The following is a 26926-nucleotide window of genomic DNA, read 5'->3' as shown; positions in this document are numbered from 1 at the left end:
AGGACGTCCAATGAAAATTAAACACTATACATTACCTGAACATGCACTCGGTGGGCAGCGGCAATTAAGCCATTTTCATTTCGGCGCGCCCGGCACGGGAGAGAAGGTCTATCTGCAGGCGGGGCTGCACGCCGATGAAATCCCGGGCATGCTGGTTCTGCATTATCTTAAAAGATTACTCAGCCAGGCGGAACGGCGCGGCGAACTGCGCGGCGAAATCATTCTTGTGCCGGTAGCCAACCCGCCGGGGCTGGCCCAGGTGCTGCTCAGCAGCGGTATTGGCCGTTTCGATCTGGCGAGCGGGCGCAATTTTAACCGCGATTTTCCCGATCTGGCGGCGCTGGCGCAGGCCGGTTTACCGGCGGATTTGCCCGGTGCGCGTCCCGAGTATCTGCAGCGGGTGCGCGCGGCGATGCGGGAGGCGCTGGCGGCGCTTCCCGCCGTGAGCGAGGCGCAGGCCCTGCGCCACCATCTGCTGAGCCTCGCCTGCGATGCCGATCTGGTGCTCGATCTGCACTGCGATGACCAGGCGATTTTGCACCTCTACGCCGACCCGGCCTGGCAACGCGAGGCGAAAGTTCTGGCGGCTTTCCTCGGTATTGGCGCCGTGCTGCTGTCGCAGGAGAGCGGGGGCAACTCGTTTGATGAAGCCTGCGGCCTGCCGTGGCAGCGTCTTTGCGCGAGGAATCCGTCGTGGCGCCAGCAGCAGCCCGGCTGCATGGCGGTGACCGTCGAGCTGCGCGGCCAGCAGGAGGTGAATCACGCCACCGCCTGCGACGACGCCGAACGCATTTACCGTTACCTGCAGTACCGCGGCGTGCTGGCGGGCGCCAGGCCCGAGGTTCCGCAGCAGGAAACGGTGATGCTGCCGTTTGCCGCCGGGGAGATTGTCACCGCGCCGGCGACCGGCATCCTGGTGCAGCTAAAACAGCCCGGCGAGTGGGTCAGCGCCGACGATGTCGTCGCGGAAATCATCGATCCGCTGACCGATATGGTCAAAGCGGTGCGGCCGACATCGGGCGGCCTGATTTATGCCAGCCGTCGGGCGCCGTTTGTCACTTTAGGGGCTGAAGTGATGAAAATCGCCGGCGAGCGGCCCTTCAGCGGCGGAGGCGGACTGGCGCTGTAAGCGGCTTTTATGGTATCGCCCGGCCTAAAAAGTCGTTCACCGTCTTCATGCACAGCTCGCGCTCTTCGACGTGCGGCATATGGCTCGAGGCTTCAAAAATGACCCACTCGGCGCCGGAGATATGGTCCATAAAGGGCTGTACCACTTCCGGCGTGGCTTCATCGTAGCGCCCGGAAATCAGCAGAACCGGAACCGTAATGCGCGCGAGGCGGTCAATAATCGTCCACGCTTTCATGCTGCCGATAACGTGGAATTCGGTGGGGCCATTCATGGCGTGATAAACCGTCGGGTCGGCATCCATGGCGTCGAAGGTGCGCCGCACTTCCGCCGGCCAGGGATCGAGCCGACAGACGTGGCGTTGATAAAATACTGCGCTTGCCGCCTTATATTCTGCGCTGTCCAGCGTTCCTGCTGCCTCATGGTCCAGCAGCGTCTGCTGGACGTCGGCGGGCAGCTGCGCCCGCAGCTTTGCCGCACCCTGCAGCCACAGCGCCATCGATGCCGGGGAGTTGGCGATAATCAGCGCCTTTAACCCCTTGGGCTGCGTCACGGCGTGCTCCGCGCCGAGCATACCTCCCCAAGATTGGCCGAGCAGGGCGTAATTATCGGCAATATTGAGATGCAGCAGCAGGTTAGCCAGTTCGTCAAGAAACAGCGCCGGTTGCCAGAAGTCGGCGGGCAGCTGCGGTAAATGGGTTGAACGCCCGTTGCCTAACTGATCGTAGTGGATCACCGCTCGCCCGCTGAGGGCGATATCGCGGAACGCATCGACGTAATCATGCGTGCACCCCGGCCCGCCGTGGGCGACGACCAGCGGCGTGAGACCGCTATCGATATCGCCGCAAACGCGAAACCAGGTTTGATAGTGTCGAAACGGGGCGTAACCTTCGCGGATGGTATACATGAATCATCTTTACCCTGCTAAGTGGACCGGCTTTCAGGGTAAAGGCTGGCAACCGCGGCTGAACACTAGCAAAAATGCTAGTTCTTAGCTGTCGAGCAGACGGTAGTGCAGGGCGCGGACCACCGCCTGCACGCGGTTGCTGGCGCCCAGCTTTTTGGCCGCGGTATTGAGATGCAGCGTCACCGTCGCCACCGAGCGATGCAGCTTGCGGGCGATCTCTTTGGCGGTAAGCCCCTCGGCGGACCACGCCAGGCATTCGCGCTCGCGGTTGCTCAGCTTGACGTGATGGCAGGTGAGCATAGTGCTGTCGAACAGCGGGAAGGCGGACTCCTGAAACTGCCAGGCGAGCAGCATCAGCTGCGCCAGGGTGGCGCTGATTTCCCGCTCCTGACGCTGGCCGGTATGGATGCCGGTGAGGGTCACGAACCCCCCGTTGGGGAGATGCAGGGGAACCGTCGCGCCGCAGGGCATATTGTGTTCGCGCATATAGTCGGTGACCGCGGTGGGATGATTGTCCAGTCTCCCGCGCAGCATGCTGCTGTCCGGCCGTTGATAGGACCAGACAAAAGGCGCGCAGCTCTCGAGCGCGCAGTGCTGTACCGGATCCACCTGGTAATATCCGCGCTCGCACCATAGCTGGCGCATATCTTCCGGCACGTTGAACGTTTTCAGCAGCGAGGGCGTAATCAGTTCTCCTTCCAGAGAACGCGGAACCGGCGTGTAATCGTAAATCACCGCCTCAAATCCCAACCTCCGGGTGTGCTGAAAAAGCCCGCTGAATGCGTCATCCAGGCTGGCCGCCCGCGCGCTGCCGGGGTGGTCAAACTCCAGTCGCATATAACCCCCTTCACCTAAAACGAGACCTGCGACGGGCACGATTTGTGCAAATCCGTCAGTAGCTGGCCCAAAGATATGCAATTCCGGTGCCGTTCCGGCGCGGCGCAAAACTAGTATTTTTGCTAACTGTTCAGCGTCCGGGGTTGCCGTTAGCGTTAAGACAGACCCCAACCCTCTTACCATCGACGATGAGGAATAGACCATGTGGAGCGAAATAGCGCCCGACCGGTGCCATAACATTGCGGTGGAAGGCTATAACGTCGTGGCCTATCAGTTTGGCGACGGCGATGAAACCATTCTCTGCCTCAACGGCGGACCGGGGCTGCCCTGCGACTATCTGCGCGAAGCCCACGCCTGCCTGAAACAGCACGGCTATCGGGTGATCGCCTTTGACCAGTTGGGGACCGGAAAGTCCGACCGGCCGGATGACGCCAGCCTGTGGACGATGGCGCGCTATGTGCGTGAAGTGGAGACCGTCCGCCGGACTTTGGGCCTTGGTCAGGTGCATCTGCTTGGTCACTCGTGGGGCGGATGGCTGGCGATTGAAGTGGCATTGCACCATCCTGGCGCAATTCGCTCGCTGATTCTGGAAAACACCGTCGCCGATATGCCGCATCTGGTGCAGGAGCTGAACCGTCTGCGCGGGGCGCTGGGGCCAGAAACCGTCGCGATGATGCAGCGCTACGAAGCGCTCGGCTGGCTAGACCATCCGGCCTATCAGGCGGCGATTACGCTGCTGAATTACCGTCACGTGTGCCGCCTTGACGTCTGGCCAGAGCCGGTTATCCGCTCGCTTGGGGACTGGAATATGGGCCCGTATATCACCATGCAGGGGCCGAACGAATTCCTCTATACCGGTAATTTAAAAAACTGGAACCGCAGCGCTGAGCTGGCGTCAATCCGTGTGCCCTGTTTGATCACCAGCGGCCAGCACGATGAACTGACGCCCGCCTGCGCCCTGAAAATGAAGCAGGGGCTGGCGAACGCTGAAATAGCCATTTTTGCCAACAGCAGCCACATGCCGTTTTACGAAGAGCCGCAGGCTTACTACCCGGTGCTGCTCGATTTTCTGGCGCGCCAGCGCGACGCGGGAGGCTGTTAATGCATCGTTACCGCTTTCTGCTTTTTCGCCCGCTACAGCTGCTGCCGGTTCTGCTGGGTATCAGCCTGATCACCTTCATGATGGTGCGCGCGATCCCCGGCGATCCGGCGCGTATTCTGCTGGGGGTGCGCAGCACGCCGGCGGCGCTGGCCCGCATTCGCGCGCAGTTTGCCCTCGATGAACCGCTGTGGGTTCAGTACGGCTATTTTCTGCGCAACCTGCTGCAGGGCGAGCTGGGGAAGTCGATTGTATACCGGGTGGATACCCTGAAGCTGATTGCCTCGCGGCTGGAACCGACGCTGTGGCTGGTACTCGGCAGCGTTCTGCTGGCGGTAGCGTTGACGGTGCCGCTGGCGGCGATAGCCGCACGCCAGCGCGGGCGTCTCGCCGATCGGTTGATTCGTCTGTTTACGACCGCCGGGCTCGGATTTCCGGCGTTCTGGCTCGGCATCATGCTGATTCTGCTGTTCAGTATCGTGCTCGGCTGGTTTCCGGTCTCCGGCTACGGCAGCGATTTTTTAGACCAGCTGCACCATATGGTTCTGCCGTGCCTGACCGTGGCGCTGGCGCTGTCGGCGGTATTGATTCGCAACCTGCGCGCCAGCCTGCTGATGGAGATGAATAGCGACTATGTGGTGGCGGCCCGGGCGCGCGGGCAGCAGGAAAGACGTATCTTCTGGCGGCACGTGCTGCCGAACTCGCTGGTGCCGACCATCAATCTGCTGGCGGTGAATATTGGCTGGCTTATAGGCAGTACGGTGGTGATTGAAAGCGTGTTTGCCATCCCCGGCCTCGGACAGCTGCTGGTTAAGGCGATTTTTAGCCGCGACTACATGGTGGTGCAGGGCGTGGTAATGGTCTTTGCCCTTGCCACCGTGGCGGTCAGCCTGCTGGCGGATATTCTGACCGTGGCCCTCGACCCAAGGATAAAACTATGAAGGCGATAGCGACCTTTTCCCGCCTGCGTCAGCGGGCGATCCCGCGTCAGCAGGCGCTCTTCGCCGGGCTGGCGATAGTCGGACTATGGCTACTGGTCGCCTGTCTGGCGCCGTGGATAGCGCCGTTCGATCCGATTGCCCAGGACGCCTCTTCCAGCCTGCTGCCGCCGGGCGGCGTGCATCTCTTCGGTACCGACAACTTTGGCCGCGACGTTTTTTCCCGCGTGCTGTGGGGGGCGCGGGTCGATCTGCAAATCTGCCTGCTGGGGGTCCTGTTCCCCTTTATGCTCGGCACCACCCTTGGGGCGCTGGCGGGCTATCTCGGCGGCGTGGCCGACGCGCTGGTGATGCGGATTATTGATATCGTGCTGGCCTTTCCGTTTCTGGTGCTGATGCTGGCGATTATCGCCATCCTCGGGCCGGGGCTGAGCAGCTTTTATATGGCGATGGCGATGGTGGGCTGGGTCTCCTACGCCCGGCTGGTACGCGCTCAGGTACTGACGCTGAAACAGCGCGATTTTATTCTGGCGGCCCGCAGTCTGGGCTACGGCCATCTGCGGATTTTGTTCCGCCATCTGCTGCCCAATGCGCTAACCGGAGCCATCATTTTTTCGATGTCCGACTGCGTTCTGGTGCTGCTGAACGGGGCCTCGGTGAGCTATCTCGGGCTCGGCGTGCAGCCTCCTACCGCCGAATGGGGGATTATGGTGGCCGAAGGGCAGAGCTTTATCACCACCGCATGGTGGATAACCACCTTTCCGGGGCTTGCCATCGTGCTGCTGGCGATGGGCTTCAGCCTGCTGGCCGATGGGCTGGGCGATAAGCTAGGGGAACGCGTATGAGCTTGCTGAAGGTAAATCAGCTGACGGTCATGCGCGGCGAGGATGTCGCGCTGGTGGATAACGTCTCGTTAACGCTTGAAGCCGGGGAGATGCTTGGGCTGGTTGGCGAAAGCGGGTCGGGGAAAACCGTGACCTGCCGGGCGCTGATGCGCCTGCTGCCGGGGACCGGACTGCAGATTACCGGCGGTGAGGTTCTGCTGGACGGCCGGGATATCTTGTCCCTCAGCGAAGGGCAAATGTCGGCGGTGCGCGGCCGGGAAATCGGCATGATTTTCCAGAACCCGACCAGCCATCTCAATCCGGTGATGACCATTGGAGAACAGATTGCAGAAAGTCGCCGCCTTCACTTTGCGGCAAACCGCCGTCAGGCGCGGGAGGATGCGCTGGCCTTGCTGCGCCAGGTCGGTATCCCGGACCCGCAGAATCGGCTCAATAGCTATCCGCACGAATTTTCCGGCGGTATGCGCCAGCGGGCGATGATCGCCGTTGCCCTCGCGCCGGAACCGCGGCTGCTGATTGCCGACGAACCGACCACCGCGCTGGATGTCACCGTGCAGATGCAGATTCTGCGCCTGCTCAGCGATCTGCGCGCCGAGCTGGGGCTGGCGGTCATTATGATCACCCACGATCTCGGGGTGGTGGCGCAAACCTGCGACCGGATTGCGGTGATGTACGGCGGCAGGCTGTGTGAAGTGGGCGGCAAACGCGAAGTGCTTGGCGGGCCCCTGCATCCCTACACCCGCGGGCTCATTGATTGTCAGCCGGCCAGCGAAGGCGGGCAGGGGAGGTTGACGATCATCGACGGCCAGCCGCCCAGCGCCGACCACTTCCCATCAGGGTGTCGCTTTCACCCGCGCTGCCGCCGCGCCGATGAGGCGTGTCAGAGCCAGCCATTGCTGCGTTACGGGCAGGATTGCCATAGCCACGCGGTGGCCTGCCATCACATTTTGCCAGCACGGCAGGAGGGATAATGGTTAACGCTCGCTGGCCGCTGCTTGAGGCCGATAATCTTTGCGTCACCTTCCCGGTTTCCGGCGGCCTTTGGCGGCCGAAGCGGGTCGTACACGCGGTAAACCGGGTCACGATGCAGATCTTTCCTGGCGAGACGCTGGGCCTTGTCGGCGAATCCGGCAGCGGTAAGAGCACGCTTGGCCGAGCGCTGTTACAGCTTGAACGGGTTGCCGATGGCGAGGTGCGGTTCGCCGGACAGCGCATTACCCATGGCTTAACCAGCGATATTGCCCGTCTGCGCCAGCAAAGCGCGATGATTTTCCAGGATCCCTATGCCTCGTTGAATCCCAGGCAGACCGTAGGAGAAAGCATCTCCGAGGTGCTGCGCGTGCATCAGAAAGTCCCGCGCGGGCAGGAAGCGCTGCGGGTTGCGGAACTGCTCACCCTGGTCGGCCTGCGTCCGCAGCAGGCCAGCGCGAAACCGTCTCAGCTAAGCGGCGGCCAGTGCCAGCGCGTCGGTATTGCCAGAGCGCTGGCCATGGAGCCGCGGCTGATCGTGGCCGATGAGTGCGTCGCGGCGCTGGACGTCTCTATTCAGGGGCAGATCGTCAACCTGCTGATGGATCTGCGGGAAAAGATGGGGCTGGCGATTCTGTTTATCGCCCACGATCTGGCGATTGTGCGGCGGCTCTGCGATCGCGTTGCGGTGATGTATCTCGGGAGAATTGTGGAAGAGGGGCCGGCAGAAGCGGTCTTCACTCGACCGCTGCATCCCTATACCGCCGCGCTGGTCTCGGCGATCCCGGAAATCGACCCGGATAAACCGCTGCCGAAAAATTTGCTGGGGGGCGAGCCGCCCAGTCCCGTAGCCGTTCCACAAGGCTGTGCATTTCATCCGCGCTGCCCTTATGCGCAGGTGCAGTGCCGCACCGGCGCACCACCACCAACCCGGCAGATTGCCGATCGCGCTTATGCCTGCGTGCTCAACCTCGCGGGCGATGAGACCGTTTTTCCGTTAACTGGGGGATCTTTTGATGAAGCACAGGCAGATTAAGTTACTGGCGGCGAGCGTTTTTCTGGCGCTCAGCGTGGTGAGTGAAATAGCTCAGGCGGCCGGCGTATTGACCATTGGCCGCCGGGAGGACAGCACCACGTTTGACCCGATAAAATCGGCGCAAAATGCGGATAACTGGGTCTTTTCCAACGTCTTTGACCCGCTGGTGCGGGTGGATAAAAGCGGGACGAAGCTGGAGCCGGGCGTGGCCGAGAGCTGGACGATTTCCCCGGATGGCAAAGTCTATACCTTCAAAATTCGCGCAACCCGGTTCTCGGACGGTACGCCGCTGACCGCCAGCGATGCGGCGTTTAGCCTGATCCGTATCCGCGATGATGAAGGCTCGCTGTGGCGGGATTCCTATAGCATTATTGCCAAAGCGGAAGCCACGGACCCGCGCACGCTGGTGGTGACGCTGAAATCGCCTTCAGCGCCGTTCTTATCGCAGCTGGCGCTGCCGAACGCTTCGGTGATTTCCCAGCAGGCGATGAAGGCGGAAGGCGAAGAGGCGTTTGCCGAAAAGCCCGTGGGCTCCGGCGCGTTTAGCGTGAAAGAGTGGCTGCGCGGAGAAAAGATCGTGCTGGTGAAGAACCCGAACTTCTGGCAGGCGAAAAACGTCAGCCTGGATGGCGTGGAGTGGTTAACCATTCCGGACGACAATACCCGCATGCTGAAAGTGCAGGCCGGCGAACTTGACGCCGCGCTGACCGTGCCTTTCTCGCGCATTGCATCGTTACAAAAGGATGCCAATCTGAAGGTGGAGCTGGATCCTTCTACTCGCGAGGACCATCTGCTGATCAATCATTCTCACGGCGCGCTGGGCAAGGTGGAAGTCCGTCAGGCGCTGGACTTCGCGATTGATAAAGACGCGATTGTAAAAACCGTGACCTTTGGCTACGGTCAGGTGGCCAATTCCTATATTCCCGCCGGAGCGCTTTACCACTATCAGGATAATCTTCGCCGGCCATACGATCCGCAAAAGGCCAAAGCGATGCTGAAAGCGGCGGGTGCTGCCGACCTGAAGCTGAACTATGTGGTCAATGCCGGGGATGAAGTCGATGAGCAAATTGCCATTTTGCTACAACAGCAGCTGGCAAAAGCCGGGGTGACGGTGAATTTGCAAAAAGTCGACCCGAGCCAGAGCTGGGATATGCTGGTGGCCGGGGAGTACGATATATCGGTGATGTACTGGACCAACGATATTCTCGACCCCGATCAGAAAACCACCTTCGTGCTGGGTCACGATGCCAATATGAACTATATGACCCGCTATCATAACGACCAGGTTAAAGCGCTGGTGGCCGCCGCGCGCGTTGAAATGGACAGTAAAAAGCGCGAGCAGATGTATATCGACCTGCAAAAAATGGCCAAGGCCGACGTGAACTGGGTCGATCTGTATTACAGCCCGTACCGCAACGTCAGCCGCAAAAATATCGATGGTTTTTATCAGAATCCGCTGGGACGTTTCTTCCTGGAGGATACCGTAAAACACTAATGCCTCTTTGCGCCGGTTGTCTTCTGACGCCGGCGCCTTTTTCATCTTACCGGCGGCGCGGCACGGTTTGATGCACATCAACGAGCACATTAACTTTTACTATAAAAACTAAAAAAGAGTTGTAACCCCGCCTGCTTTTATTCAATTTATGTGGTGAATGTTTAGTGTATTTCAATAAATAAAACATATATACATTAAAAAACAACACGTTAAATAAATCAGGGGTTAATTTTTGTGGCAAGTGCAAACAAACTCACGCTGTTCATCGTCATCTTCATGCTGTTGGGGATCCTCTCCGGCGCGGCCATCCACGCTTACGCCGGGCAAACGACTATTACCGCATGGTCGGAAAACATTACGCTGCTTACCGACGTGTTTCTGCGCCTGATTAAGATGGTCATTGCGCCGTTGGTGTTCAGTACCCTGACGGTGGGGATTATGCGGCTGGGCGAAACGGCGACCATTGGGCGGGTCGGCGGTAAAGCCATGGTGTGGTTTATTACCTCGTCCATTCTCTCCATTCTGGTCGGGCTGGTGATTGTTACCCTCGAGCATCCCGGCGCCGGTTTGAACCTGGCGATCCCGAAAGAGTCCGTGGATACCGGGCTGGCGGTGAGTGGGATGAGCCTGAAAGGCTTTCTGACCCATACCATCCCCACCAGCATTACCGAGGCGATGTCCAACAACGAGATTCTGCAAATCGTGGTCTTCTCTATGTTCTTCGGTATAGCCGGGGCATCGCTGGGGGAGAAATTCAACGCCCCGCTGGTGGCGGCGCTGAACGTGGTTTCCCATATTATGCTGAAGGTGACCGGGTACGTGATGTACGTCGCGCCGCTGGCCATTTTCGCCGCGATCTCTTCGGTTATCGCCTCGCAGGGGCTGGGGATCCTGCTTAATTACGCCTCGTTTATCGGCGGATACTATGTCGCGATTCTGCTGACCAGCGCGGTGCTGCTGGCGGTGGGGTATATGGTGCTCAAAAAAGAGGTTTTTCGCCTGCTGAATATGCTCAAAGATCCGGTGCTGGTGGCGTTCACGACCAGCAGCTCCGAGGCTGCCTATCCGAAGACCCTGGAGCGTCTGGTGGAATTTGGCTGCTCGCGTAATATCGCGTCGTTTGTGCTGCCAATTGGCTACTCCTTTAATCTGGTCGGTTCAATGGTGTACTGCTCTTTTGCCGCCATGTTTATCGCCCAGGCTTACAATATTCAGCTGAGCTTTAGCGAGATTACCGTAATGATGCTGACGCTGATGCTGGCTTCGAAAGGGATTGCCGGGGTACCGCGTTCGGCGCTGGTGGTGCTGGCGGCGACCATCCCGAGCTTCAATATTCCGGTGGCGGGTATTTTGCTGCTGATGGGGATTGACCATTTCCTCGATATGGGGCGTTCAGCGATTAACGTGCTGGGTAACGGGATTGCGACGGCGATGCTGTCAAAAAATGAAGGTCTGTCGCAGAATGAGGTACCTGAGGCTGAAGTCGCGCCTCAGCAGGCGCAAGCCTGATCGTCGGGCGGCCTCTCTTACGGGGTCGCTTTTTGCGCAGAAAAAGAGGCCCCTGACAGGCACGCCAGGGGCAATGTGACGAAGTAACAGATTCCCTGGTAGAGGCATTTTTTATTGTATAAAAATACGCTCCGGTATTTTCATACCAGGGAACCGGGTCATGTTACCCGCTGCCCGTAACGCCTGAGTAGATGTTTTTCATTTTACCGATCTTTTTCGGAATCCCGTTCCTCGCAAGCCAGCAAATTCTTAATTTTACGGTACATAATGCGAGCGTCGATGGCGCGTGCGCGCGTTTACCAGCGCTCTTTTAATAAGTTAATAAACTGGAAAAAGTCATAATTGTTATTAAGGCTGTATTTTTCCATAATTTTGCTTTTGTGCCAGGTGATGGTTTTGGGAGTGACTTTGTTGAGAGCAGAAATTTTACCGATATCAAAGCCATGAATAATGCCGGTGGCGACGGCTACCTGCGATTTGGACAACATCTTATGCGGGCAGTTTGTGCAAATTAGCGGCGAGTCGATCTTCTGCGTCAGAGGAAGCAGTTCACTTCTTTTCAGCTCGTGGGCAATAATTTCAAACATCTTATCGATATTAACGGCTTTGATTGAGACAAAGGTAACGCCCTTAAGGCAGTTGACGATCAGCTCCTTTTCCGGAAGTTTGTCATAGCTGTGTAATATAATCACCGAACTGTTTTTTTTACGGTTCTTAATACTGGTATTGCACAGATAGATCTCGCCGGGAAGAACTTCAGCGATGATGATATCCTTATCTAAAAAATCATTATGCTTATAAGAAAAAGCGGCTTTAAGGTTGCCGCTGCGGCTGATGAGCTCATTGACTATGGCAACCAACGACTCTCGGAGAAAAGTATTCCTGGTGTTGATAGCGATGTTTATTTTTTTCATGGCGTTATTTCCCTGATAAATCAACATAACGCCATGTTGTGATCAATCCTCCGGGCGTATGCGGTGGCTGCAGCTGGACAGATTTGGTTACTATTCGCGGGGCTTTAGTTATTTTCTGCGCGATGAATTCTTAGCTGAAAACGGAAATTTTTGTTTTCTCCTGTCTCTGATATAGGAAACAAGGCTGTAAACAGACACGCAAAGGCAAAATATGCACAGCAATAAGGCTAACCATGTTTGCATGGCCATGATAGATATCCTTTAACTTAATTTTAGGTGTTAAAAATGTACCTCGCCGGCACGGGAATATTTTTATACTCTTCTTTAAACCGTGCTCGCGATACGCGTACGAAAAGCGCGCGGCAAGCGTCCTGAATTCAGCTATCGCTGGATCAGCAATAGTCGGTTCGCTCAGGGACGCTTTGGGCCGGTACGCTAGCGACACCATGTCAATGTAAGAAAATTCTTAATGTGCTGTCAGTCTCATTTCTCTCATTCCTCTCAAAAACTGAAAAAAATTAACAAGAGGAGCAAAACTGAAAACAACTTCGCAATGACGCCGCGCGGATGGCGGAATACTGACCGGCAGCGCTGCTGCTGCTGCTGGCCGGGGAAAGGTCAGGAGAGAAACGCCAGCCCTTTGCCAAAAATCGCGCGAATCGGCAGGGTGATACCGTGAAGGCGGGCCTTGTGGCGCAGGCGGCTGATCACGACGTCGATTCGGTGCAGTTCCGGTTCGCCTTCATCGGTAAACAGAGAGGTGTGCAGGTCAACCTTGCTGCAGACCTCATTGCGGTTACGCATTAACACTTCCAGCAGCCGGTACTCTTGCTGCGTGAGCGGCAGGGCCAGCCCAGACGGCGCCACAAGGTGCTCGTTCTGGAGCACCCAGTGAGACGGCGCTGGCCGCTCTGCTGATGGCGGCGGGTTGACGCGTTCCGTCGGTTTTTGCTGGCGAAGCCGGGAGCCAAGCGCCTGAATACTCTCCGCGAGGTCGGAAAAGTTGACCGGCTTGATGAGGTAGAGATCGGCGCCGGCGTTTAAGGCCTGGAGCCGATCCTGCTCATGCCCTCTGGCGGTCACCACCACCAGGCCGAACTGGCCAATTTCGTGCAAATAGTCCAGCACGCTAAAGCCGTCCTCACCCGGCAAGCCAATATCGATAAGCACAATATCAACCGGATCGCGATGCAGCTGCCGCCAGAAGGCTTCGGCGCTGCGCACGCCCCAGGCATCGAAGCCGCGATGGCGCAGAAAAGCCAGCAGCTCGTCGAGTAAATCAGCGCTATCTTCGATGATTGCGACGCGTAATGTCATGATGTGTCCTTCTGCTGTCCGTTAGCCGGGAGCGTGAGCGCAAATTTGCATCCGGTCGACGTGTTCTCTGCCAGCCACAGGTCCCCGCCGTGAGCCTGGATGATTTGTCGGGCGACATACAGGCCAAGCCCGGTCCCGGCCGGCGTTGCGGTATCCGTTTCGCCGCGCCGATAGCGCTCGAAAATATGCTCGACCTGCTCAGGCGGAATGCCGGGACCGCGATCGCCAATGCGTAATTCCACGTGTTTTTCCTGCGGATAAATCTCGATGCTTATCTCCCCGGAGGCGGCATATTTCACCGAGTTGTCGAGCAGGTTGGCGATGGCGATACACAGTAGCCCGCTATCAATAAACAGCACCGGTGAAGGGGAGTCCGGACCCACAGTTTGCCCCTCAAGGGTGACATCCAGATAATGGTTAAGCGAAAGATCCACGACCGTCGCGGCCATATAGATGACCGGCAGCAGCGCTGCATCCTGCCTGTCGGCGTGCAGGTCCCTCGAGGAGAGCCGGGCGTCGGCCAGGCAATTATCGGTAAGCTGTACCAGACGGGTTGTCGCCCGCTGCATGCGGTCGAGGCGCGAGCTCTGCGTCACCGTTGCGGGGCACAGGCGCAGGTTTTCCAGCGCGGCCTGGAGGATCGCCAGCGGCGTTCTGAACTCATGCGCCACCATTCCCATAAACTGGCGCTGGTGGAAGCTGGCCTCGCGTTCAATCTGTAGCTCTCGCGCCAGCTGCTGCTTGCGTACCAGAGTCCGGTTTTCCGCCCGCACCCGCAGTACGGCGATGATCAGGACGGTGACGATATGAATAATCAGCGCGTACTGCCAGGTGGAATAGACCCCATTATGAAACGGAATGACGCCGTGGATAGAGAGCAGTGCCAGCCCGGCGGAGACGACATATATCGGCGGCAGCAGCCCCAGCAGCAGCGTATTGATATCAATCGCTTTGCGCCGCCACAGCATCCATGACGTGATCAACAGAATAGGGGCGGCGATAAAAAATATCCCGGCCTCTATCTGCATCGCCAGGCCGTAAAAGCCCAGCGGAATACTGATTTGCAGAACGATGTTTAAACCGATCGCCGCCAGCAGCAGTTGATGCAGCCGCGGCATATTTTTCTTGAGATCGAAAACTTCGCTATGCAGCCACAGCGCGGTGGCGTAGCTCACCAGCGACAGGCAGCTGATCATATAATCCTGAACCGGCAGCAGGGCGCTGCCAAATAACCACTCCGGGTAGCCATGCAGGGCCGCGACGAGCGGATAGTTTAGCGAGAACAGGCAGATCCCCCACAGCAGGCGCCGACGCAGCGCGATGGCAAGCCACAGGGCGATGCCGCTGGCAATTACCGCCAGGCCAAAATAGAAGCTCCAGAAAGCGGTATCGAGCGTGGCCGAACGCACGAACTCCTGCGGCGAGGAGAGCGTCGCCAGCAGAATCAGGGTGCTGCTGCTCTGGAGACGGAATACCATCTCGTAGCCAGCCGCCGTCGGCGGGGGCGGCAAAATCAGTACGCTTTCGCGGTAGTCGAGATCGTTATCCCGGGCAGACGCATGGTCGCCAAACTCTTTCTGTCGCCATGGACTGTCGCTGCCGTAGGGGCGATAAAACACGGTCAAACGATCGACAAACGACGGACCGAGCTGCAGCCAGCGCTGTTCGCCAGCAAATAAGGCCGCCGGGAGCGAAGTACGTAGCCAGTAGGCCTTTGTCGAGTAGCCGAACGACGGGATAAGCGGCGCCGTTTTTAGCGCCTCTTCAGGGAGCGAAAGAAAGGCGTTGAGGGTCAGCGTGTCGCTGGCGTCGGCGTACCAGTAGACCGGAATATCAATACCCAGCTGGCGGACCTCCGCGCGTGCTGGCGCCCCTATCTGCAGAGCGATAATGACGCCGCACCATGCCCAGAAATGCGCGCTGCGGCTCCTGCGAATAAGATCATAAAAAGCGCACAAACGATTCAATCACGCCCCCTTGTGGCATGGATTAATCAATCAGACGGTATAAACGCAGAGGAACGCTGCCGCAGGCACAGGTACCCCTCCGCATTCGGGAAATAAACGTCCAGGGCCGGGCAACGCAGCATTCTGCTGGTGCCGAAGATATTATTCCAGCGTTATCTGCACGCCGGGTAACTGGCCAGACCTGCTGTAAGAAGATTCTCAATCAACGTTAACGTAGGGGGGAGGTGCATAATAAGCAACCTGAAAGTTCAGGCGCAGCATACGAGTTTATGATGTTATGCCATAAATTGACGCGATAGCTATATAAAATTGGCATTAGATTATTTAATCAGCGCATATAAAAGCAGCGGGTTATATTCAAGTTTAATTTACGCTGAAATAACGATAACGGACAATATCTGCGGCGAGTGAGGCGCATTTGGCGATGAATCCACCGCGGCTGATGGGATGACCGGTCGCACAGACCCTCATAAAAGACCGCCGACGAGCGTGTGATAAAAAACTGACACCGGCAGTCCATGGCACCGCGTGCGAGTAGCGGATTTATGCGGGCAAAAAAATAAAATGGTTATATATTGACCTGTGATGAAATAAAATCAGTATTCTAAGGCGTGATAGTAGAATTTAGATGAGGGTAATTTCGGGGTAAGCGTATTTTATGCGGTTGAAAGGGCGATTTTCTGTTTCTTCCCCACCCGTAATAGCGGTCCTTTATCAATGTTTTGGTTATTTACATCAAAGAATCCGCGGACGACTGTGGTTATGTTGGTTATTCCGCCTGGAAAAATGACCAGGTAAATCATTCACTCGTTGTGCAAGGAGACCTGACAGGATGACGACGAAATCGCTAACGCTGTCTTTGGATGAACAACAGTCCATTCCGTTGAGTACGGTCTCAGGGACGCAGGGCTATCCCGGCATGGATATTCGTCCGCTGGCGTCCGCAGGTATATGCAGTTTCGACCCCGGTTTTGCTAACACCGCAGGCTGTACGTCGGCCATCTCCTGGATTGATACCGAAAACAGCGTTTTGCTGCACCGCGGCTATCCGGTCGATCAGCTGGCTCGCCAGTGCGACTTCCTTGAGGTAGCCTGGATTCTGCTGCGGGGCGATGCGCCTGACGAAGCCAGCTATCAGTCGTTCAAAAACACGATTACCCGCCATAGCCTGGTACACGAGCAGATTGGCCGCATGTGCAGCAGCTTTCGGCGCGACTCGCATCCGATGGCCTTAATGTGCGCTCTGGTGGGCACGCTGGCGGCGTTCTATCACGATGTGCTGGACGTTGAAAATCCCGAGCACCGCGCGCTGGCCGCCACCCGCCTGCTGTCGAAAATGCCGACGCTGGCGGCGATGAGCTATAAGTTTTCTATTGAGCAACCGGCGCAGTATCCGCGCAACGATCTTTCCTACGCGGGGAATTTCCTGCATATGCTGTTTGCTATCCCGGCGGAGCCGTATCAGCTGAATCCGGTGATTGAGCAGGCGATGAACCAGATCCTGGTGCTGCACGCCGACCACGGCCAGTGCGCATCGACGACCACCGTCCGGGCGGCGGGCTCCTCCGGGGCGAATCTTTTTGCCTGCATTGCCGCCGGGCTCGCTTCTTTATGGGGACCGGCCCACGGCGGGGCGAACGAAGCCAGTATGCGGATGCTGGAGGAGATCAACACCGTCGACCAAATTCCGGCGTTTCTGAGCAAAGCGAAACGCGATCCGCAGGCGTTTCGTCGTCTGGGATTCGGTAACTCTCGCTACCGTCATCTTGATCCGCGCGCCGCTATTTTGCGCGAAACCTGTCACCGGGTGCTGAAGGAACTGGGGATGTCCGATATGCCGCTACAGGTGGCGATGGCCCTTGAAGAGGTGGCGCTGACTGACCCCTACTTTGTTGAAAATGGCCTGTCGCCGAGCGTGGATTTCTACACCGCGGTGATCCTTAAAGCGATGGGGCTGCCTTCATCGATGTTTGTGGCGATTACCGCCGTAGGCAGAACGCTTGGCTGGGTGGCGCACTGGAACGAAATGCACGAAGCGCCGCTGAATATTTATCGCCCCCGGCAGATTTATACCGGCGAAAAGCGGCGGGATTACGTTTCGCGGCGTGAAGGGTGACGGCAATCGGGAAGATTTAGCCCGGCTCGCGCTGCGCTGCGCCGGGCTACAAATTCACTGCGTTCTGTGGTGCGGGAACGCAGCGGATGTTTAGCGAAACATCACCTGCGCCCAGCGGGCCAGCCCGGCGGTAACCGAGCCAAAATCATCGCCTCCGGCAACCGGAATACCCGGCAGGTGCGCCGCCAGCGCTTTTTTAATCAACGGCGAGCGAGCGCTGCCGCCGGTCAGGTAAATCACGTCCGGTTTTTCATTACTGTTATCCAGCGCCAGCTGAACCTGCTCCATGATCCGGGCCAGCGGCTGATCCAGCGCAGCTTCCAGACCCTGCTGGCTGATAGCTGTCGCCAGCTCGTCGCTAATAAACGGCAGCCCCGCGGTGACGCTCGGCTGCGCGGAAAGGGCGATTTTACTCTCTTCCGCGCTGCGCACCAGGCGATAGCTCAGACGCTGACGCCAGACCTTCAGCAGCAGCGCGACTTTTTCGCTATCGCGGGCGCTGCGCAGCAAATCGTTAAGCAGGCGACCGTTGGCGGCGCTGTAAAAGTCGGTCTGCGCCGGCACGTCGTTAATGGCCACCGCATTCCACCACGGCAGAATCGGTAGCGCGATGCCTTTTTCGGTATCGCCGCCCATCCCCAGCAGCGGCATCAGGCATTTAAAGGCCAGGGCGATATCCAGGTCGTTACCGCCGACGCGGCAGCCGCTGTGGCCGAGGAGGCTTTGCTGGCGATCGGCTTTTTCCCGCCACTGCGGCCCCATCAACAGCAGCGAACAGTCGGTGGTTCCGCCGCCGATATCGACGACCAGCACGCGTTTTTCTTCACTCAGCGTCGCTTCGAAATCCAGACCGGCGGCGACCGGTTCAAACTGAAACACGACGTCACGAAAGCCCGCGCGCTTTGCCGCACGTTCGAGAATGCCCTGCGCCTGGGCGTTGGCATCATCGCCGCCCAGTCCCTGGAAGTTAATCGGGCGGCCGATAACCGCCTGATCGATGGTTTCCGGCAGCTGCGTTTGCGCCTGGAGTTTGATATGCAGCATCATGGCGCACACTAAGTCTTCAAACAGCGCTACCTGCTGCGGCTTGAGCCCGCTGGCGCCGAGAAACGATTTCGGCGACTTTACGAAGTAGACTTCTTGCGGATCTTCAACGTACTGATGCAGCGAAGCGAGACCAAACTGCACGCTGTTGCCGAGTACGTCGATATCTTCCTCGCGGTTGAAGCTTATCGCGCGACGCAGCAGCGCCTGGTTTTCATCACCGTTGGGCGGGACGTCGTGATGGCGGTAGAGCCACTCGCTGACCGCTTCGCGGGTCGGCGCGCAAAGCATTGATGGCAGTAGTGAACTGCCGTTTTCCAGCGTCAGCAGCTGCGGCGTATTGTCGCGCATCACCGCCACTGAACAGTTAGCGGTACCGTAGTCAAAACCAATAAACATAGCCTGCAAAATCCCCATGCCGGTGAAGAAGGGGGGCGACTTTAGCGGATTGACGGCACTGCGACAACTGGAATTTAAAAGCAAGGCGCAGGCGGCGCGGAGCCGCTATGATTGAAGCGCTAAAAAAGGAGAAATGATGACGCTGCTACCCTGGCATTCCCCCTACGACTGGCAATGGATGTTTCATTTTCTTGGCGCGCGTACGGTGCAGGGAATTGAAACTTTTGTCGGCGACAGCTATTGCCGCAGCTTCGCCCTGAATGGCCACGCCGGACTTATCACGGTGACGCCGGATGACGCCGCGCAGGGCATGCGGGTGACGCTTTCCGCCGGGCTGCAGCCGGTCGCGGAGGCGTGCCTGGCGCGGGTTGCGCGTTTATTTGATTTGTCCTGCGACCCGCAGCAGATTGCCCTGACGCTGGGAAGCCTTGCGCTGCCAAGGCCGGGGCTTCGTCTGCCGGGCTCCCTGGATGCGTTTGAACAAGCGGTACGGGCGGTGCTCGGCCAGCTGGTGAGCGTGGCCATGGCGGCAAAGCTCACCGGGAAAGTGGTGGCCGCTTTCGGGGAACCGTTGACCGACGCGCCGGGCTTTTATCTCTTCCCGAGCGCGCAGCGGCTGGCGCAGGCCGATCCGCTGGCGCTAAAGGCGCTGGGCATGCCCCTGCGGCGCGCGGAGGCGCTGATCCACCTGGCGCAGGCGGCGATCCGCGGCGATCTCCCCCTCTCCGCGCCGGAGAATATCGACGCCGGAATAAAGCAGCTGCAGACGCTGCCCGGCATAGGCCGCTGGACGGCGAACTATTTCGCGCTGCGCGGCTGGCAGGCGCCGGATATCTTCCTGGCGGATGATTATCTGATTAAACAGCGTTTTCCCGGCATGACGCCGGCGCGGATTGCGCGCTATGCCAGCCGCTGGCACCCCTGGCGCTCGTACGCTTTACTGCATATCTGGTATACGCAAGGCTGGTCGCCGGTGGAGGAATAGACCCGGGAGGCGCTTAGCACTGGTATCGACGCGCTGAAATCCCTATAATTGCGGCGTTTGGCGGTCAACCGCCACCCTTCCTACATTCCCAGGTTAATCAGGTCGCAAAAATTTATGACTGATACGTCTCATCAGTGCGTCATTATAGGCATCGCCGGCGCATCGGCTTCGGGCAAAAGCCTTATCGCCAGTACGCTATATCGTGAATTACGTGAACAGGTCGGCGATGAACATATCGGCGTTATTCCGGAAGACAGCTATTACAAGGATCAAGGTCATCTGTCGATGGAAGAGCGTGTAAAAACCAACTATGACCACCCAAGCTCCATGGATCATAGTCTGCTGTTTCAGCATTTGCAGATGCTGAGAAGCGGCCAGCCGATAGAGTTGCCGGTGTATAGCTACGTTGAGCATACCCGTATGCCGGAAACCATCCATATTGAACCGAAGAAAGTCATCATTCTCGAAGGGATTCTGCTGCTGACCGACGCCCGCCTGCGCAACGAACTCAGTTTCTCCATTTTTGTCGACACCCCGCTGGATATCTGCCTGATGCGGCGCATCAAGCGAGACGTTAACGAGCGTGGGCGTTCGATGGATTCGGTAATGGCGCAGTACCAGAAAACGGTGCGCCCGATGTTCCTGCAGTTTATCGACCCTTCCAAACAGTATGCCGATATTATCGTGCCTCGCGGCGGTAAGAACCGTATCGCCATCGATATATTGAAGGCCAAAATCAGTCAGTTCTTTGAATAACACGAACGAATTGTGTAACGTGCAAAGAGAAGCCAATTTGCCCTTATCCCCGGAAGGCGTAGGGGCGCAATGCCTTAAAGGAGAACGTTCATGCGTCTGTGCGACCGAGATATAGAAGCCTGGTTGGATGAGGGGCGTCTGGCCATTAACCCGCGCCCGCCCGTTGAGCGCATTAACGGCGCGACGGTCGATGTTCGGCTGGGAAATAAGTTTCGGACTTTCCGCGGGCACACGGCGGGCTTCATTGACCTGAGCGGGCCTAAAGCGGAAGTCAGCGCGGCCCTGGATCGCGTGATGAGCGAAGAGATTGTTCTGCCGGATGGTGAAGCGTTCTTCCTGCATCCGGGCGAGCTGGCGCTGGCGGTGACCTTTGAATCGGTCACCCTGCCGCCGGATCTCGTCGGCTGGCTGGATGGCCGTTCTTCGCTGGCGCGTCTGGGCCTGATGGTGCACGTCACCGCGCACCGCATCGATCCGGGCTGGTCCGGCTGCATCGTACTGGAATTCTATAATTCGGGTAAGCTGCCGCTGGCGCTGCGTCCGGGGATGCTGATCGGGGCGTTAAGTTTTGAGCCGTTATCCGGGCCGGCGATGCGGCCTTATAATCGCCGCGAAGATGCGAAATATCGCGACCAGCAGGGCGCGGTAGCGAGTCGAATCGACAAGGATTGATAATTTTAGCGGTTTGCTGAGGATGCCATGAGACGAATTCTGACCACGCTGATGATCTTACTGGCGGTAGTTGTCGCCGGTCTTACCGCGCTGGTATTGCTGGTCAACCCCAACGATTTTCGCGCCTATATGGTTAAAGAGGTGGCGGATCGTAGCGGCTATCAGCTCGAGCTCAATGGGCCGCTGCGCTGGCACGTCTGGCCGCAGCTCAGCATTCTCTCGGGCCGCATGACCCTGACCGCGCCGGGTGCTGAAGAACCCGTTATTCGCGCGGATAATATGCGCCTTGACGTCGGGCTGCTGCCGCTGATCTCCCATCAGCTGCAGGTCAAGCAGGTGATGTTGAAGGGCGCGGTGATCCAGCTGACCTCCAAAACCGAAGCCGTGCGTAGCAAGGGGGCTCCGGTCGTCCCGCACGACAATACGCTGCCTCAGGTGCCGGAGGATCGCGGCTGGTCGTATGATGTCCAGAAGCTACAGATTGCCGATAGCGTGCTCTTTTTTCAGCATGAAGATGGCGAGCAGGTTACGGTGCGCGATATCCGTTTGCAGATGGAGCAGGACAGCAGCCATCGCGCCACGGTCGATTTCTCTGGCCGGGTGAACCGCGATCAGCGCGATCTGGCGCTTTCTTTCTCCGCCCAGGTGCAGGGCGGTGATTATCCTCATTCTCTGAAGGCGGATATTTCACAACTCAACTGGCAGCTTCGCGGCGCGGAGCTTCCCCCAGAAGGGATTAGCGGCCAGGCCAGCATGCAGGCCAGCTGGGTCGAGGATGCGAAAAAGCTCAGCTTCGATGGGCTGAACTTAACGGCTAACGGCAGCACCATTGCCGGCAACGGCAGCGTCGTGCTGGGCGACCAGCCTGACTGGACGCTGAACCTTCAGGCGGGCACGCTCAACCTCGATAGCCTGCTTTCTCATGCCTCCGCCTCTGGCGATAATAGCGTTAACCAGCAGGGACAAAGCCAGAACAGGCAGCTACGCCCGGTTATTGCGGATAACGATATTCAGCAGGATTACAACGCCCTGCGCGGTTTTAACGCCCGGCTGAACCTGACGGCTGACCAGCTGCAGTGGCGGGGAATGCACTTTACCCAGGTGAAAAGTGAAATCAGCAACCAGCAGGGGCTGCTGACGATTCATCAGATGCAGGGGAGCCTGGACGGTGGACGACTCTCGCTCCCCGGCTCGCTCGACGCGCGGGGCGCAACGCCGCATGCCTCTTTCCAGCCGCAACTCGACAACGTCGAGATCGGCTCGATTCTGAAAGCGTTTAATTATTCGATAAACCTCACCGGTAAGCTCTCGCTGACCGGCGAGTTCTCCGGCGGTAAGATCGATGCCGACGAGTTCCGCCGCAGCTGGCAGGGGCAGGCGGTAACGCAGCTCACTGATACGCGCACTGAAGGGCTCAACTTCCAGCAGCTGGTACAGCAGGCCGTCGAGCGCAGCACCAACGTTCAGGCGCAGGAAAATTACGACAATGCGACCCGTCTGGACTCTGTCAGCACCGAGTTTGCGCTAAATAATGGGCTGGTCACCTTGACGCATATGCAGGGCCAATCTGACATGATGGCGCTGACCGGTCAGGGTGAGCTCAACCTGCTGAAAGAAGATTGTGATATGCTCTTCAACGTGCGGGTACTGGGCGGCTGGAAGGGCGAAAGCAAACTCATCGACAGGCTCAAGCAGACGGCGATCCCTTTGCGAATTTATGGTAACTGGCAGACGCTGAGCTACAGCCTGCAGGTTGACCAGATACTCCGCAAGCAGCTGCAGGATGAAGCCAGGAAACGGCTCAGCGAATGGGCTGAACGCAATAAAAACACCCAGGACGGCAAGGATGTGAAGAAGCTGCTCGACAAACTGTAAGTTAGCCAGGAAAAGCAGAAGAAGCGCATCGTGCTAAGATTGCCGGCAATGCGCATTCCTCTGGAATTGCCGGCGGCGCTTCGCCTGCGTGGGCCTACGGCTAACGAGGGATGTGTTGAGCGTTTAGGTTTTGACGGCCGGGTAAGGCGATAGCCACTACCCGGCAGAAAGATTAGCAGACCCTTAAAAATCGATTAACCCGCCTGCGTCCGGCTTTTGATGCTTCATCGAAGAGAGCATCACACTTCATAGTCCAGTTCATCTTCATCCTGCGCCGGCGGCACTATCAGTACTTTTTGTACCCGATGGCTGTCCACCTGCAGCGTGCGCAGCACGTAGCCGTCAAGTTTCACTTCTTCACCTTCCTGCGGCACATGCTGCAGGTACTCCATCAGCAGACCGGCAACCGTATGGTATTCACGTTTCTCATCCAGCGGCAGAGGAACGGACTGGACCAGGTCTTCCAGCGGCATATGCCCGTTGACCGTCCAGCTCCCGTCGCCGTTTTTGTGAATATCGTGACGGGCATCGATCTCTTCTGCTTCATTAGGCAGATTTCCGGCGATGGTCTCCATGACGTCGCTGAGCGTCACAATCCCCTCTACGGAGCCAAATTCATCGACCACAAAGGCGAAGTGGGTTCTGGCTCTGCGGAACTGCTCCAGCGCAGGAAGCAGCGGCAGCGTTTCCGGGAACACCAGCGGCTGACGAATCAGAACCTGCAGATTGAGCGGTTCATGACGTAATGATTGCTGCAGAAGATCGATCACGTGCACGACGCCAAGCATATCCTCGTCATCATCGCCGCCGGTAACCACGACGCGGGTATGCTGATTTTTGTCGAGTAAGGCGCGAATCTCCTCTTCCGGCGCGCTGAGATCAATATGTTCAATGTCATGACGCGAGGTCATGATGCTGCTGACGGTACGCTGATTGAGATTCAGTACCCGCTCAATCATCCGCCGTTCCTGCGGATTGAAGAGTGGGTTATCGTCGCGATCGGCAACCAGCGAGGCGGTCTCGCTATCCAGCTCGCTACTGTCTTTGCGCCCGCTCAACAGATTCATCACCGCTTCGGTAGTTCGCTGGCGTAGCGTCAGGTTGGCCGAGAGAAAGCGATGGCGGTTAAAAATCGCCAGCTGGTTGAAGGATTCAATCATGACCGAGAAGCCGATAGCCGCGTACAGGTAGCCTTTAGGAATAGGGAAACCAAAGCCTTCGGCAATCAGGCTAAAGCCGATCATCAGCAGGAAGCTCAGACAGAGAATAACGATGGTCGGATGGCTGTTAACAAAGCGGGTGAGGGCTTTACTGGCCATCAGCATCAGGCTAATGGCAATAATCACCGCAGCCATCATGACCGCCAGGTGGTCAACCATGCCGACCGCGGTTATCACCGAGTCGAGAGAGAAGATGGCATCAAGCACTACGATTTGCGCTACCACCCCCCAGAACCTGGCGCCTTTGCGCTGGGTCGGGTTATCGCTATCTTTCCCTTCCAGCCGTTCGTTAAGTTCAACGGTGGCTTTGAAGAGGAGGAATAATCCGCCAAACAGCATAATCAGATCGCGGGCGCTAAAGCTCAGATCGTGCCAGGTCATGAGCGGTTTGGTTAGCGTGACCAGCCAGGAGATCGAAGCCAGCAGCAGCAGGCGCATCACCATTGCGAGTAGCAGACCGGTGACGCGGGCCCGGTCTCGCTGCGCGGGAGGAAGTTTTTCCGCGAGAATGGCGATAAAGACCAGATTATCAATACCGAGTACCAGTTCAATAACGACAAGCGTAATGAGCCCGGCCCAGATAGAGGGGTCGGCAATCCATTCCATATTCAGTTAAAACCTTTACAACCTAAGAGTGCCATGAATCGATCATGGATAAGCTATAGATAAAATGCAATATTTTCTGCTGTTAATTAGCTCAGCCCTGAACCCGCCTCCCAATAAACCAGCAAATAAAAGAGTCAGTTGTGCAGGATATAACCTTTCCACAGTGCGCTTATGGGATGGGACTTATTAATTAACGCGCGAAATTTCAGCGATACGGGCGGAGACGGTGCGTACGATTTTAAGCCAGATGTCACCCGAGCGGTGAAGGACCATGCTGCTCTGCAGCAGAAGGCGGATACGTTACTTAGATAACGCGAGAGTCAATCAATAGATTTGATGTATATATCAACGATTTTCTTGAATTTGGATTTTTATACTACTTAATGTCGTGGCTTGCCGTAGATCAATTTTTGCAGGACGATGTAATGAGCGTTATATGTGATGGCAAGCGGTAAAAACAGCAGCGAAGAGGGTTTAAGTCAGCGGGCTGCCCGTCGTTTTTTTCAGCAATATCATTGCTGACCGTGAAGTCAGACGTGACGGGTAATTGGCTGCAATTCAGGCGCTTTTGTACGTTAAATAATTTTATTATCAATATAATTGATTATTTGGGCTGGATTTTTATTTTTTTGCAGTCACTTGTTCTGTGTCAATTCATGATGAAAGATTACAAGGTATTAAAAGAGAAATGATGGAGAAGCGATGAGCGTCATTACGCTACCTTATGAATAAAATAAGGTGCTGTTGGTGAGTAACTCATTGTAATTAAATGGAAATTCTTTAGAAACTATGCGTATAAGAATTTTCTTAAAACTGTCTATTGGTATGTAGACTTTGCGTGTATTCTTAAATTCAGCGTGTAATTTCAGAATTTGACGGACAGAATGGCAGGTATCAAGCGTGTATCATCACTGATAAATGCCAGTGATACATACAAACTGACAGGATCAAAAGGTTTATAACCATACGGGTGGATATGAAAATGGTGAGTTTGAAAGCAGTTATACCGGTAGCAGGATTAGGGATGCATATGTTGCCCGCCACCAAGGCCATTCCGAAAGAGATGTTGCCGATCGTCGACAAGCCAATGGTGCAGTACATTGTTGATGAAATTGTAGCTGCGGGTATCAAGGAAATCGTGCTGGTGACGCATTCATCCAAGAATGCCGTAGAAAACCATTTCGACACCTCCTACGAACTGGAAGCCTTGCTTGAACAACGCGTAAAACGTCAGCTTCTGGCGGAGGTGCAGGCTATCTGTCCTCCTGGCGTAACGATCATGAACGTGCGTCAGGGCCAGCAGCTGGGCTTAGGTCACTCCATTCTGTGCGCGCGCCCGCTGATTGGCGATAACCCGTTTGTGGTGGTGCTCCCGGATATCATTCTGGACGACGCCAGCGCCGACCCTCTGCGCTATAACCTTGCCGCGATGGTGGCGCGTTTCAATGAAACGGGTCGTAGCCAGGTACTGGCCAAACGGATGGAAGGCGATCTCTCCGAGTATTCCGTTATCCAGACTAAGGACGCTCTGGAATCGGCGGGGCAGGTTGCCCGTATCGTTGAGTTCATCGAAAAACCTGATGAACCGCAAACCCTGGATTCCGACCTGATGGCGGTAGGGCGCTATGTCCTCTCTGCCGATGTCTGGGCTGAACTGGAGCGTACCGAGCCGGGCGCCTGGGGACGTATTCAGTTAACCGATGCGATCGCCGAGCTGGCGAAAAAACAGTCGGTTGATGCGATGTTAATGACTGGCGACAGCTATGACTGCGGCAAAAAAATGGGCTATATGCAGGCTTTTGTCAGCTACGGGCTGCGTAACCATAAAGAAGGGGCAAAATTCCGCGAGAGTATTAAGAAGCTGCTGGCGTAGTTTTCGCGTCAGTGCTTATTAGCGCGTGAGAGTGAACGGTCCGAATTATCTGATGACGAAAAGAGGATTCGTGGCCGTTCACAACGTCAGATTCACAATATCAGATACTGCGCGTAGAACTGGTTAATAGCCCTATAAATACAATGAGTTAGCTGGTTTTATTGTTATAGTGTATCGCTTTTGAACGCAGCAAATGTTCGGAGACTTCTGGTAGTCGAATAAGACGTAGCATGATGAAATGGTCAGACAAGCAAAATTTAATCTTTGCTGATAATTACTTACTAAGATTTTTCTTAAGTAAGCAGCCCTTAGTCAAGGTGTAACATGAAAATAAAACTTGACTGAGATCATGTTTGCGCATTAAACAACGGTAGCGTGTGCATATTAATGTGAACTTAACGATTGCATACGCCCACACAAA

General features: G+C 56.7%; 22 protein-coding genes. 14 read left to right on the top strand and 8 right to left on the bottom strand.

Annotated elements, in window-relative coordinates; translation table 11 throughout:
• Window positions 1-10 precede the first annotated feature (10 nt).
• The gene (locus F8562_RS01715; RefSeq protein ID WP_014838970.1) at window positions 11-1129 is read left to right on the top strand and encodes a succinylglutamate desuccinylase/aspartoacylase family protein; all 1119 of its coding nucleotides are present in this window, start codon (window positions 11-13) and stop codon (window positions 1127-1129) included.
• Window positions 1130-1136: 7 nt separating this feature from the next.
• On the opposite strand, the gene F8562_RS01710 is transcribed toward F8562_RS01715, so the two are convergent.
• Both F8562_RS01710 and F8562_RS01705 read right to left on the bottom strand, forming a co-directional pair.
• Window positions 1137-2033: a proline iminopeptidase-family hydrolase gene (locus F8562_RS01710; protein ID WP_014838969.1), complete on the bottom strand. Its 897-nt coding sequence runs from the start codon at window positions 2031-2033 to the stop codon at window positions 1137-1139.
• 84 nt (window positions 2034-2117) lie between these two features.
• Entirely contained in the window at window positions 2118-2870 is a 753-nt protein-coding gene (locus F8562_RS01705) for a helix-turn-helix transcriptional regulator (protein ID WP_014230088.1), read from the bottom strand.
• A 202-nt stretch (window positions 2871-3072) separates the two neighbouring features.
• On the opposite strand from F8562_RS01705, the gene F8562_RS01700 reads away from it, so the two are divergent.
• From F8562_RS01700 to F8562_RS01670, 7 genes are all read left to right on the top strand, one after another.
• Entirely contained in the window at window positions 3073-3972 is a 900-nt protein-coding gene (locus F8562_RS01700) for a proline iminopeptidase-family hydrolase (protein ID WP_014838968.1), read from the top strand.
• The gene (locus F8562_RS01695; protein ID WP_004852520.1) at window positions 3972-4910 is read left to right on the top strand and encodes an ABC transporter permease; all 939 of its coding nucleotides are present in this window, start codon (window positions 3972-3974) and stop codon (window positions 4908-4910) included. Before F8562_RS01700 ends, F8562_RS01695 begins: the two co-directional genes overlap by 1 nt.
• Window positions 4907-5752 (top strand): ABC transporter permease, encoded by an 846-nt coding sequence (locus F8562_RS01690; RefSeq protein ID WP_014838967.1) that lies wholly within the window; start codon window positions 4907-4909, stop codon window positions 5750-5752. The genes F8562_RS01695 and F8562_RS01690 overlap by 4 nt, the downstream gene beginning before the upstream one ends.
• Window positions 5749-6723: an ABC transporter ATP-binding protein gene (locus F8562_RS01685; RefSeq protein WP_014838966.1), complete on the top strand. Its 975-nt coding sequence runs from the start codon at window positions 5749-5751 to the stop codon at window positions 6721-6723. Before F8562_RS01690 ends, F8562_RS01685 begins: the two co-directional genes overlap by 4 nt.
• Window positions 6723-7757, top strand: a complete 1035-nt coding sequence (locus tag F8562_RS01680; protein WP_014230084.1) for an ABC transporter ATP-binding protein — start codon at window positions 6723-6725, stop codon at window positions 7755-7757. Before F8562_RS01685 ends, F8562_RS01680 begins: the two co-directional genes overlap by 1 nt.
• The gene (locus F8562_RS01675) at window positions 7738-9252 is read left to right on the top strand and encodes an ABC transporter substrate-binding protein (RefSeq protein WP_014230083.1); all 1515 of its coding nucleotides are present in this window, start codon (window positions 7738-7740) and stop codon (window positions 9250-9252) included. Before F8562_RS01680 ends, F8562_RS01675 begins: the two co-directional genes overlap by 20 nt.
• 234 nt (window positions 9253-9486) lie before the next feature.
• The gene (locus F8562_RS01670; protein ID WP_004852509.1) at window positions 9487-10761 is read left to right on the top strand and encodes a dicarboxylate/amino acid:cation symporter; all 1275 of its coding nucleotides are present in this window, start codon (window positions 9487-9489) and stop codon (window positions 10759-10761) included.
• A gap of 296 nt (window positions 10762-11057) precedes the next feature.
• Here F8562_RS01670 and F8562_RS01665 read toward each other — a convergent pair whose 3' ends face one another.
• The 4 genes from F8562_RS01665 to F8562_RS01650 all read right to left on the bottom strand — a co-directional run bounded on the left by F8562_RS01665 (window position 11058) and on the right by F8562_RS01650 (window position 14950).
• Window positions 11058-11675, bottom strand: a complete 618-nt coding sequence (locus F8562_RS01665) for a helix-turn-helix transcriptional regulator (RefSeq protein WP_042934387.1) — start codon at window positions 11673-11675, stop codon at window positions 11058-11060.
• Window positions 11676-11783: 108 nt separating this feature from the next.
• On the bottom strand, window positions 11784-11924 hold the full coding sequence (locus tag F8562_RS01660) for a small membrane protein (protein ID WP_032451537.1): 141 nt from the start codon (window positions 11922-11924) through the stop codon (window positions 11784-11786).
• A gap of 369 nt (window positions 11925-12293) precedes the next feature.
• Entirely contained in the window at window positions 12294-12992 is a 699-nt protein-coding gene (locus F8562_RS01655; RefSeq protein WP_014230081.1) for a response regulator transcription factor, read from the bottom strand.
• Complete coding sequence (locus tag F8562_RS01650) at window positions 12989-14950, bottom strand: sensor histidine kinase (RefSeq protein WP_014838964.1); 1962 nt, start codon at window positions 14948-14950, stop codon at window positions 12989-12991. Before F8562_RS01650 ends, F8562_RS01655 begins: the two co-directional genes overlap by 4 nt.
• A gap of 841 nt (window positions 14951-15791) precedes the next feature.
• Between F8562_RS01650 and F8562_RS01645 the strand changes: the two genes are divergently transcribed.
• Window positions 15792-17075, top strand: coding sequence for a citrate synthase (locus tag F8562_RS01645; protein WP_014230079.1), 1284 nt, complete (start codon window positions 15792-15794; stop codon window positions 17073-17075).
• A 90-nt stretch (window positions 17076-17165) separates the two neighbouring features.
• On the opposite strand, the gene yegD is transcribed toward F8562_RS01645, so the two are convergent.
• Window positions 17166-18518: a molecular chaperone gene (gene yegD, locus F8562_RS01640; protein ID WP_014838962.1), complete on the bottom strand. Its 1353-nt coding sequence runs from the start codon at window positions 18516-18518 to the stop codon at window positions 17166-17168.
• Window positions 18519-18654: 136 nt separating this feature from the next.
• Here yegD and alkA point away from each other — a divergent pair, with 136 nt between their 5' ends.
• From alkA to asmA, 4 genes are all read left to right on the top strand, one after another.
• On the top strand, window positions 18655-19503 hold the full coding sequence (alkA, locus tag F8562_RS01635) for a DNA-3-methyladenine glycosylase 2 (RefSeq protein ID WP_014838961.1): 849 nt from the start codon (window positions 18655-18657) through the stop codon (window positions 19501-19503).
• A gap of 114 nt (window positions 19504-19617) precedes the next feature.
• Window positions 19618-20259, top strand: coding sequence for a uridine kinase (udk, locus tag F8562_RS01630; protein ID WP_004122537.1), 642 nt, complete (start codon window positions 19618-19620; stop codon window positions 20257-20259).
• A gap of 90 nt (window positions 20260-20349) precedes the next feature.
• Entirely contained in the window at window positions 20350-20931 is a 582-nt protein-coding gene (gene dcd, locus F8562_RS01625; protein ID WP_004852489.1) for a dCTP deaminase, read from the top strand.
• A 27-nt stretch (window positions 20932-20958) separates the two neighbouring features.
• Window positions 20959-22806, top strand: coding sequence for an outer membrane assembly protein AsmA (gene asmA, locus F8562_RS01620; protein ID WP_014230076.1), 1848 nt, complete (start codon window positions 20959-20961; stop codon window positions 22804-22806).
• 239 nt (window positions 22807-23045) lie between these two features.
• Here asmA and F8562_RS01615 read toward each other — a convergent pair whose 3' ends face one another.
• A complete protein-coding gene (locus F8562_RS01615; protein ID WP_014838960.1) occupies window positions 23046-24632 on the bottom strand; it encodes a TerC family protein in 1587 nt (528 codons plus the stop codon).
• Between the two features lie 976 nt (window positions 24633-25608).
• Here F8562_RS01615 and galF point away from each other — a divergent pair.
• Window positions 25609-26505, top strand: coding sequence for a UTP--glucose-1-phosphate uridylyltransferase GalF (gene galF / locus F8562_RS01610; RefSeq protein ID WP_016946203.1), 897 nt, complete (start codon window positions 25609-25611; stop codon window positions 26503-26505).
• Window positions 26506-26926 lie beyond the last annotated feature (421 nt).

The sequence above is a fragment of the Klebsiella sp. RCJ4 genome (assembly GCF_009025755.1).
GTDB classification, from domain to species: domain Bacteria; phylum Pseudomonadota; class Gammaproteobacteria; order Enterobacterales; family Enterobacteriaceae; genus Klebsiella; species Klebsiella michiganensis.
The sequence above is the reverse complement of the archived record's forward strand: the minus strand, read 5'-3'. Positions and strand labels throughout refer to the sequence as shown.

What these genes read in the sequence shown, in the direction of transcription:
- F8562_RS01715 (WP_014838970.1), top strand. Translation starts at nt 11, where the DNA reads ATGAAAATTAAACACTATACATTACCTGAACATGCACTCGGTGGGCAG.
- F8562_RS01710 (WP_014838969.1), bottom strand. Translation starts at nt 2,033, where the DNA reads ATGTATACCATCCGCGAAGGTTACGCCCCGTTTCGACACTATCAAACC.
- F8562_RS01705 (WP_014230088.1), bottom strand. Translation starts at nt 2,870, where the DNA reads ATGCGACTGGAGTTTGACCACCCCGGCAGCGCGCGGGCGGCCAGCCTG.
- F8562_RS01700 (WP_014838968.1), top strand. Translation starts at nt 3,073, where the DNA reads ATGTGGAGCGAAATAGCGCCCGACCGGTGCCATAACATTGCGGTGGAA.
- F8562_RS01695 (WP_004852520.1), top strand. Translation starts at nt 3,972, where the DNA reads ATGCATCGTTACCGCTTTCTGCTTTTTCGCCCGCTACAGCTGCTGCCG.
- F8562_RS01690 (WP_014838967.1), top strand. Translation starts at nt 4,907, where the DNA reads ATGAAGGCGATAGCGACCTTTTCCCGCCTGCGTCAGCGGGCGATCCCG.
- F8562_RS01685 (WP_014838966.1), top strand. Translation starts at nt 5,749, where the DNA reads ATGAGCTTGCTGAAGGTAAATCAGCTGACGGTCATGCGCGGCGAGGAT.
- F8562_RS01680 (WP_014230084.1), top strand. Translation starts at nt 6,723, where the DNA reads ATGGTTAACGCTCGCTGGCCGCTGCTTGAGGCCGATAATCTTTGCGTC.
- F8562_RS01675 (WP_014230083.1), top strand. Translation starts at nt 7,738, where the DNA reads ATGAAGCACAGGCAGATTAAGTTACTGGCGGCGAGCGTTTTTCTGGCG.
- F8562_RS01665 (WP_042934387.1), bottom strand. Translation starts at nt 11,675, where the DNA reads ATGAAAAAAATAAACATCGCTATCAACACCAGGAATACTTTTCTCCGA.
- F8562_RS01660 (WP_032451537.1), bottom strand. Translation starts at nt 11,924, where the DNA reads ATGGCCATGCAAACATGGTTAGCCTTATTGCTGTGCATATTTTGCCTT.
- F8562_RS01655 (WP_014230081.1), bottom strand. Translation starts at nt 12,992, where the DNA reads ATGACATTACGCGTCGCAATCATCGAAGATAGCGCTGATTTACTCGAC.
- F8562_RS01645 (WP_014230079.1), top strand. Translation starts at nt 15,792, where the DNA reads ATGACGACGAAATCGCTAACGCTGTCTTTGGATGAACAACAGTCCATT.
- yegD (WP_014838962.1), bottom strand. Translation starts at nt 18,518, where the DNA reads ATGTTTATTGGTTTTGACTACGGTACCGCTAACTGTTCAGTGGCGGTG.
- alkA (WP_014838961.1), top strand. Translation starts at nt 18,655, where the DNA reads ATGACGCTGCTACCCTGGCATTCCCCCTACGACTGGCAATGGATGTTT.
- udk (WP_004122537.1), top strand. Translation starts at nt 19,618, where the DNA reads ATGACTGATACGTCTCATCAGTGCGTCATTATAGGCATCGCCGGCGCA.
- dcd (WP_004852489.1), top strand. Translation starts at nt 20,350, where the DNA reads ATGCGTCTGTGCGACCGAGATATAGAAGCCTGGTTGGATGAGGGGCGT.
- asmA (WP_014230076.1), top strand. Translation starts at nt 20,959, where the DNA reads ATGAGACGAATTCTGACCACGCTGATGATCTTACTGGCGGTAGTTGTC.
- F8562_RS01615 (WP_014838960.1), bottom strand. Translation starts at nt 24,632, where the DNA reads ATGGAATGGATTGCCGACCCCTCTATCTGGGCCGGGCTCATTACGCTT.
- galF (WP_016946203.1), top strand. Translation starts at nt 25,609, where the DNA reads ATGAAAATGGTGAGTTTGAAAGCAGTTATACCGGTAGCAGGATTAGGG.